The sequence below is a fragment of the Kitasatospora sp. NPDC058492 genome (genome assembly GCF_042720685.1).
Taxonomy (GTDB): domain Bacteria; phylum Actinomycetota; class Actinomycetes; order Streptomycetales; family Streptomycetaceae; genus Kitasatospora.
Genome location: NZ_JBHXMU010000065.1, coordinates 1 through 7,975, shown reverse-complemented (window position 1 = coordinate 7,975; position 7,975 = coordinate 1). Strand labels below are relative to the sequence as shown.

Annotated in this window: 5 protein-coding genes; 4 read left to right on the top strand and 1 reads right to left on the bottom strand. The window is 74.9% G+C overall.

Features of this window, described 5'->3' with window-relative positions:
• Positions 1 to 4 precede the first annotated feature (4 nt).
• The 3 genes from ACFWPI_RS32100 (at position 5) to ACFWPI_RS32090 (ending at position 2,614) form a co-directional block, all read left to right on the top strand.
• Positions 5 to 1,327, top strand: coding sequence for an MFS transporter (locus ACFWPI_RS32100; RefSeq protein ID WP_380376817.1), 1,323 nt, complete (start codon positions 5 to 7; stop codon positions 1,325 to 1,327).
• Positions 1,328 to 1,415: 88 nt separating this feature from the next.
• Positions 1,416 to 2,228, top strand: a complete 813-nt coding sequence (gene ddaH / locus ACFWPI_RS32095; RefSeq protein ID WP_363370824.1) for a dimethylargininase — start codon at positions 1,416 to 1,418, stop codon at positions 2,226 to 2,228.
• 149 nt (positions 2,229 to 2,377) lie between these two features.
• A complete protein-coding gene (locus ACFWPI_RS32090) occupies positions 2,378 to 2,614 on the top strand; it encodes a hypothetical protein (RefSeq protein WP_380376814.1) in 237 nt (78 codons plus the stop codon).
• Between the two features lie 100 nt (positions 2,615 to 2,714).
• On the opposite strand, the gene ACFWPI_RS32085 is transcribed toward ACFWPI_RS32090, so the two are convergent.
• Positions 2,715 to 5,903: a BTAD domain-containing putative transcriptional regulator gene (locus ACFWPI_RS32085; protein WP_380376813.1), complete on the bottom strand. Its 3,189-nt coding sequence runs from the start codon at positions 5,901 to 5,903 to the stop codon at positions 2,715 to 2,717.
• Positions 5,904 to 6,162: 259 nt separating this feature from the next.
• Between ACFWPI_RS32085 and ACFWPI_RS32080 the strand changes: the two genes are divergently transcribed.
• A complete protein-coding gene (locus ACFWPI_RS32080; RefSeq protein ID WP_380376811.1) occupies positions 6,163 to 7,236 on the top strand; it encodes a hypothetical protein in 1,074 nt (357 codons plus the stop codon).
• The last annotated feature ends 739 nt before the right edge of the window (positions 7,237 to 7,975 follow it).

The following is a 7,975-nucleotide window of genomic DNA, read 5'->3' as shown; positions in this document are numbered from 1 at the left end:
CGCGATGTCCGTCACCACCCCCGCCATGGCTCCGCCGGAGCCGTCCCGCAGCCGCTGGGGGCTGTGGGCCCAGGCCGACTTCCGTCGGCTCTGGATCGGTGAGACCACCAGCGGTCTCGGTACGGCGGTCGGCAACGTGGCGCTGGCCCTGGTGGCCGTCGTCACCCTGCACGCCAGCCCGCTCGCGGTCGGCCTGCTGACCGCCTCGGCCTGGCTGCCCTGGCTCTTCCTCGGGCTGCCGGCCGGTGCCTGGGTGGACCGCTGGCCCAAGCTGCGGGTGATGCTGGTCTGCGACCTGCTGCTGCTCGTCCTGTTCGTCAGCGTGCCGGTGGCCGGCTGGTTCGGCGTGCTGACCATGGCCCAACTGGTGCTGGTGGCCCTGCTGACCGGCGGGGTGAAGGTGTTCTTCTCCACCGCGTACGGGGCGGTGCTCCCGTCGCTGGTGGCCAAGGAGGACGTGCTGGAGGCGAACGTCAAGCTGCGTTCCGGGGAGTCGGCGGTGGAGATCGCCGGTCCCGGTGCGGCCGGCCTGCTGTCGCAGGTCTTCGGCGCGACCAGCGGCCTGCTCGCCGACGCGGTGAGCTACCTCGTCTCGGCGGTCTGCGTGGCCCGGATCACCGTGGTGGAGCAGCCTCCGCCGCCGTCGCAGCGGCGGGGCATCCTGAAGGAGATCGGCGAGGGCGTGGGCTTCCTGGCCCGCGACCCGTACCTGCGGACGCTGGCCTGCTTCGGGGCGGTCGGCAACCTCGGGCTGAACGGCATCCAGGCCGTCCAGACGGTCTTCCTGGTGCGCAGCGTCGGCATCGGATCCGGCGAGGTGGGCCTGGTGTTCGCGGTGGTGAGCATCGGCGGGCTGGCCGGCGCGGCGGTGGCCGGGCGGCTGGCCCGGCGGCTGGGCAGCGCCCGCGGGCTGCTGCTGTGCGAGCTGGTGGTCGCGCCCTTCATCTTCCTGCTGCCGATGGCCGGCGACCAGCTGCCGCTCGCGGTCAGCGCGCTCGCGTGGTCGGTGGCCGTCTGCGGCGTCGTGGCCGGAAACGTGCTGGCCGGCAGTTTCTACCAGTCCTACTGCCCGCCCGCGATGATCGGGCGGATCAGGGCCAGCGCCTCGACCGTCAACTACAGCGCGATCCCCCTCGGCGCCCTGCTCGGCGGCTGGCTCGGCGAGGTGCTGGGCCCGCGCACCACGATCTGGATCATGGCGGGTGTGCTGCTGTCCGCAGGCGCCGTGCTGCTGGCGAGCCCGCTGCGCGGAATGCGCGACTTCCCGGCGCGCCCCGAACACGGCGACCACCGCGCCGACGACGCGCGGCCCGAGCCCGCCGTCTGACCCCGCCGCCTGAGCCCGCCGTCTGACCCCTCCGCCTGACCCGCATACCCCGCCCCGACCGCCCGATCCCTCACCCCGGAGCCCTCCGATGACCCGCACTGCCCGCCCGCGCCACTACCTGATGTGCCGTCCGACCCACTTCGAGGTCACCTACGCGATCAACCCGTGGATGGACCCGGCGAAGCCGGTCGACACCGGGCTCGCCGTGGCGCAGTGGGAGCGGTTGTACGCGCTCTACCAGGAGCTCGGTCACCGGGTCGACCTGATCGACCCGATCCCGGGCCTGCCCGACATGGTCTACGCGGCCAACGGCGCCACCGTGGTGGACGGCAAGGTGCTCGGCGCCCGCTTCCGCAACGCCGAGCGGGCCGCCGAGGGCCCCGCCTACCTGGAGTGGTTCCGCGCCCGGGGCTTCGAGACGCGCGATCCGGAGCACGTCAACGAGGGCGAGGGGGACCTGCTGCTGACCGCGGGCTCCGTGCTGGCCGGGCGGGGCTTCCGCAGCGTGGCCGACGGGCACGCGGAGGCCCAGGAGTTCTTCGGGCGCCCGGTGATCGGCCTGGAGCTGATCGACCCGCGCTACTACCACCTGGACACCGCGCTGGCCGTGCTGGACGGTGACGAGATCATGTACAACCCGGAGGCCTTCTCGGCCGGCAGCCGTGCCGTCCTGCGCCGGCTGTTCCCCGACGCCCTGCTGGTGGACGGCGCCGACGCGGCGGTGTTCGGCCTCAACGCCGTGAGCGACGGCCTGCACGTGGTGCTGCCGGAGGCGGCCGTCGGCCTGGCCGCGCGGCTGCGCGAGCGCGGATTCCGGCCGATCGGGATGGACCTCAGCGAGCTGCTCAAGGGCGGTGGCAGCGTGAAGTGCTGCACCCTGGAGATCCGCGCGGCGGCCTGAACGGCAGCCTCGACGGGCGGCCTGAGCGGGCGGCAGTGATCACCGGTGCTCGGTTGTAGATCCGCCGTTGAACGCCCCCGGCCAGACTGGTGCCACACCACGACGGAAGCCCTTCCCCACCAGGGAAGCGAGCCAAGGGAGCACCAGAGATGACGCAGCGTCCGGCCACCGCCCCCATCCGCCTCCGCCTGTTCACGGTCGGTCTCGGGGTGGCCGTCGCCCTGGGTGCCGGTCTCTCCGCCACGGCCGCCGTGGCGGAGACGGCCGGCACCGGGACGGCGACGGTGGTGGGCGGCGGCGCAACGCCGACGCCCACCCCCGCCCAGCCCAGCCCCACCGGCACCGTCCACGGCAGCACCGGCGACTGGAACAGCACCGGTTCCTGACTACACCGGTTCCAGACCGCACCGGCTCCTGGCCTCACTGGCTCCAGACCGCACCGGAACAGCGGCAGGATCGATTCTTCAGTAGCTGGTCATCAGCTCGTCAGCGGCCCGGCCCGCAGCTCGTCACCGGAGCGCCCGCCGCCCCCCGGCCACCGCCCCGACGCCCATCCGAGACGGACGGAGCCGCCGGCGTCGACGGAGCCGAAGCGGCAGAAGAGGCCGAAGCAGCCGTAGCGGCCGAAGGGTTCGAACCCTCCCCCCGGGGCAGCAGCCCCGCCACCTCCTCCGCCTCCGGCAGCCCCAGCCGGACGAAGATCCGGTGCGCCTCCCGCAGCCGGCCCCACGCCGCGGCCTCCCGCCCGAGGTCCGCCAGCGTCCGGCCCAGCACCACCAGCGCGTGGCCCTGGTCCCGCTCGGCCCCCAGTTCCTCGCACAGCGTCAGCGCCTGCCCGGCGTGCTCCAGCGCCTCGTCCGTCCGGCCCAGCGAGCGCAGACTGTCCGCCATCCGGTAGCGGGCGTGCGCGGCCCGGGCCCGCAGCCCGGCCGCCGAGGCCACCGCCAGGCACTCGCCGAACCAGGTGACGGCCTCCTCGTGCTGCCCCAGCCCGTGCAGTGCCAGCCCCAGTACGTACAGCGTGTACGCCCGGCCGGGATCGTCGTGCCGGGTCCGCAGCTCGGCGAGCGCCTCGTGGCAGATCGGTACGGCCTCGGCGGCCCGCCCGCTGCGCACCCGGGCCAGCGCGGCGTTCACCGTCGTCACCAGCGCCCCGGAGCGGTGGCCGAGTTCGCGGGCCAGCAGCAGTGCCTCGTCGTAGTGCCCGACGGCCTCGTCGTAGCGGCTGAGGAACTGGCAGACCAGGCCGAGGTCGTTCAGCGCCTGGCGCAGGATCACCGTGTCGCCCGCCGAGCGGGAGGCGGCCACCGCCAGCCGGGAGGCCGCCTCGGCCTCCTCCAGGCGGGTGGCGGCCAGGGCGACGTTGCCGCGGAGGAAGTGCGCCCGACCAGCTGCCCGGTGGTCGGTGTGGTGGTCCGCGGCGGTGGCCAGGGCCTCTGCCGTACTGGCGAGCTGGCGGCTGGGCGGGGCGAGGACGAACGGCGTGAGCGCGATCAGCAGGTCGATCGCGGCGCGCAACGCATCCGGTGCCGCGCCGCCGTCGGCCGGGGCCGGCGCGGTGTCGTCCGTGACGGTCCAGCACGCCACCTGGGCGGCGAGCGCGATCGCCCCGGAACCCTCCGCCTCGGCCCAGGCCCGGGCGCCGTCCGGGCCGCCGAGGTCCACGCCCGCGCTGCGGGCCGGCCCGAGCGCACCGGCGGCCGGATCTCCCGGGACGGCGTGCTGGAAGGCCGCGCACGCGGTGGCCAGCAGGTGGTCCAGCAGCCGGTCACGGGCCTCCACGGCCGCGCCCGGGTGGTCCGGGCGCCGCCGGGCGAAGGCGCGCAGCAGGTCGTGGTAGCGGTAGCGGCCGGGGAACGGCGACTCCATCATCGCCACGTCCACCAGGGACTCCAGCAGGTCCTCGGCGTCGTACTCGTCCAGGTCCAGCAGGGCGGCCGCGGCGGGCAGCCCGATGTCGGGGCCGTCCACCGAGGCGGCCAGCCGGAACGCCCGGGCCTGGGCGGGCGTCAACTGGCGGTAGCTCAGTTCGAAGGCGGCCTCCACCGCCAGGTCGCCGATGCGCAGCTCGTCGATCCGCCGCCGTTCGACCGCCAGCCGGCGGCCCAGTGTCTGGACCGTCCAGCTCGGCCGGGCGGCCAGCCGGGCCGCCACGATCCGCACCGCGAGCGGCAGGTGGCCGCAGACGAGCAGCAGCTCCCGGGCGGCCTCCGGCTCGGCGGCCAGCCGCTCGGCGCCGATCGTGCGGCCCAGCAGTTCGAGTGCCTCCGCCGGCTCGAACACGCCGAGGTCGGCCTGGACGGACGAGGGCAGGCCCGAGAGGCGGGTACGGCTGGTGGTGAGCACGGCGCAGCCGACCGCGCCCGGCAGCAGGGGCCTGATCTGCGCGGTGTCGTGGACGTTGTCGAGCACCAGCAGCAGCCGCCGGCCGTCGACCACCGAGCGGAACAGCGCCGAGCGGGCGTCCAGCCCCTCGGGCACCCCGTCGGTCGGCACGCCGAGCGCCACCAGGAAGCTGCTGAGCACCGCCTCCGGGTCGGCCGGGGTGGTGTCGGCGCCCCGCAGGTCGACGTAGAGCTGCCCGTCGGGGTAGGAGTCCCGGGCCCGGTGGGCGACGTGCAGGGCCAGCGCGGTCTTGCCGACCCCGCCCATGCCGACCACGGTCGCGATCACCAGCGCCTGCTGGCCCGGGGCGCCGAGGGCCTCGCCCAGCCGCTCGACCTGGACGGTGCGGCCGGTGAAGTCCGCCGCGTCGGGCGGCAGCTGGGCCGGTCTGGGCGCCGTCGTGCTGGTGCCGGCGGGCGCGGCGGGCGCACCCGCCGCCGTGGGGCCGTCCGGCGGATCCTGCGCCTCGGGCCCGGGCCCGGCCGGCTTCACCGGGCCGGGGAGCAGCGCCGCGGCCGGCGCCGGGGCGGCGAGCGACAGGTCGCCCTCCAGGATCCGCCGGTGCAGCTGGTCCAGCTCCGCCCCGGGCTCCACCCCCAGCTCGTCCAGGAACAACTGGCGCACGCCCCGGTACACCGCCAGCGCGTCCGCCTGCCGCCCGGCCTGGTACAGCGCGCGCATCAGCAGCCCGTACGCCCGCTCGTGCAGCGGGTGCTCGGTGGTCAGCGCGGTCAGCTCCGGGATGCACCGGGAGAAGCGGCCCAGCGTCAGATCGAGGGCGATCCGCTCCTCCAGCAGGGTCAGCCGGAGCTCCTGCAACCGTTGGCGCTGCCGCTGCGCGAACGGGCCGGGGATGCCGGCCAGCGGCTCGCCCTGCCACAGCTCCAGCGCCTGGTTCAGCAGGTCACGCGCCTGCTGCGGCTGTCCGGCGGCCGCCGTGCGCTCGGCCTGCGCCGCCAGCTCCTCGCCCTGCGCCGCGTCCACCGAGTGCTTGGGCAGCACCAGCCGGTAGCCGTCCCCGACCGAGGTCAGCACGGTCGGCGCGTCCGGCTCGTCGCCGTGCAGGATCTTGCGCCACCGCCAGGCGTACGTCCGCACCGTCGTCACCGCGGTGCTCGGCGGCTCCTCGCCCCACAGGGCGTCGATCAGGTCCGTGGCGCTCGCGCCGTGCCCCGGCCGGAGCAGCAGCACCGCCAGCATCGCCTGCTGCTGGGGACTGCCGACCTTCAGCACGGTCGTGCCGCGCTGCGCTCTCATCAACCCCAGCACCGAGAACCGGAAATCACTCATTCGTGCACCTGCCCGCTTCATGTGCCCGCCCCCGCCCACGCACGCGTCCGCCCCCCGATTGATGAGTCCCTATCAACCCACGCCAGCCGGTGGGCTGTCGAGAGATCGTCGACCCCGTAGTGATCCGGTGTTGATCGCCCACCGTCACAATCACTGGTGTGGCCCCCCAGCCGTCGGCCCGGTACGACCCGCCGGGCCCGCCACACCCCCCGGGTGCCGCCGCCCGGGCGACCACCACGTTTCTCGGAGGCCGACGCCAGTGAACACCGACCTGCTCTACCGGTTGCTCGACGTCGACCCGGTCGCCGGACCGGTCGAACTGCTCCACCGCGCCCGCGGCGCCCGCGACCTCCCCTACCTGGTGCTCGCCGCGCTCGTCCGGGAGGACGTCCGGATGGGCGAGCACGCCCGCGCCGAACTGCAGCGCGCCCGCGACCGGGCCGACTGTTACGCCCGGCTCGCCCGCGACCTCGCCGACGTTACCGGGGTGCGCCCGATCCGCGACCTCCCGCTGGCCGGCTACTACCCGTCCGACCTGCCCCGGCCGCTGGGCGAGCTCACCCTCGTCAGCCCCACCGAGGCCGCGCTCTGGCAGGCCGTCAGCCGGCTGGTCACCGAGCACCCGGTGGAGTCCGTGGAGGTCACCCTGCTCGGCGAGCGCCCCCGGCACACCTCCGTCACCCTGCGCTGGCCGGCCGAGGACCCGCTGCTCGACCCGTGGTACCAGGTCCGGCTCGGAACCGCCGCGCTCACCGGCGACCTCGCCACCGTCCCGGTCCGGCCCTACCTGGCCGCCGACGACCACGTCGAATGCCTGATCGCCCTCGCGGAGGAGGGGCTCGGCCGCGCCTTCCGGGCAGGTGACGTGATCGACGTGGCCCGCCTGGCCCGGCAGTCCTTCGAAGCCGTCGAGACCGCCGCCGTGGTCGCCGCCTACCGGCTCGCCCCGGAGGCCGTCGCGCTCCTCGACCTCGCCGCCGAACACGTGCCGCTGGGCTCCCTGGGCGGCGTGCGCACCGTCCTGGAAGCCGAGGTCGCCCCCGAACTCCACCGCCGCGAAGCCCTCACCCGCCCGCTCCGACCGCGGCACGGCACCCTGCTGCGCCGCACCGTCATCCGGCACCAGTGGGACGAGGCCCGCCTCCTCCCGGCCGGACCCGCCACCCTGCTGCTCACCCCCGTCGCCGACTTCCTCCTCGCCCCGGAGGGCGTCCGCCCGACGGCCCCCGCCCGCGCCGCCGCCCTCACGGCCCTACGAGCCTGGGACACCACCGCCCCCGCCACCCCGGACGGCACCCCCCGCGCCCGCCTCCCGGAGTCCAAACACGGCTGAACACCACCGCCCCCCGGGCCACCCCCTCCGCCGACGGGGGCCCACAACGGCTTGGGGCGCCGCTCTGCGACGGCGCAGTCAACTCCCGTTCTCAGACCGGCCGGACGTCACCGTGTAGAAGCCGCGCCCGGGTCGCTGCGTGCGACCGTCCCTGGTTTCCGGCACAGCCCGGGCGTCCGGTGCCGGAGGCAGTCTGCCGGTGCGCGGCTCATCGGCGTCGTTCCGGGGACTGCCGCAGCCGAGTAGCCGCAGTCCTTCGAGCGCCTTGGCAACGGCAGCCAGTTCCGTCTCCCCTCGACGGATTCGATCCTGCACGGCGGGCTGCCGCACCTCCAACAGGGCGACCGTCGATGCCACACCGCTGTCCGTATCGAAGGCGTTTCCGCTTCTCACAACCACTTCCATGCCTCATCGGCCAGCGGTCGTCACAGTGAACCTACGACTCACCCGCAGGCCGCGCGCGGCCTGCGGGCAGGGGTCGCAAGGACAGTGGTCATTCGCGTGCGACTCGCATGAGGCCTCCGTGTCGGCCCTGGGCGCCGACCAAGCACGGCTACCCCACGCCGACCGGGTGGCACTGGGCGGCCTCCACGTTCGGACTCGGGACGAACGCACAGGTTGAGTGGCCGCCAAGGGCAGCAATCCCCCCAACTCATTCGTTCCTCTCATGTCTGGCTGCTGCCGGTGGCGTGCAGTGGAGACGGGCGCGGGCGGGACCGGACGATCGTCCGGTCCCGCC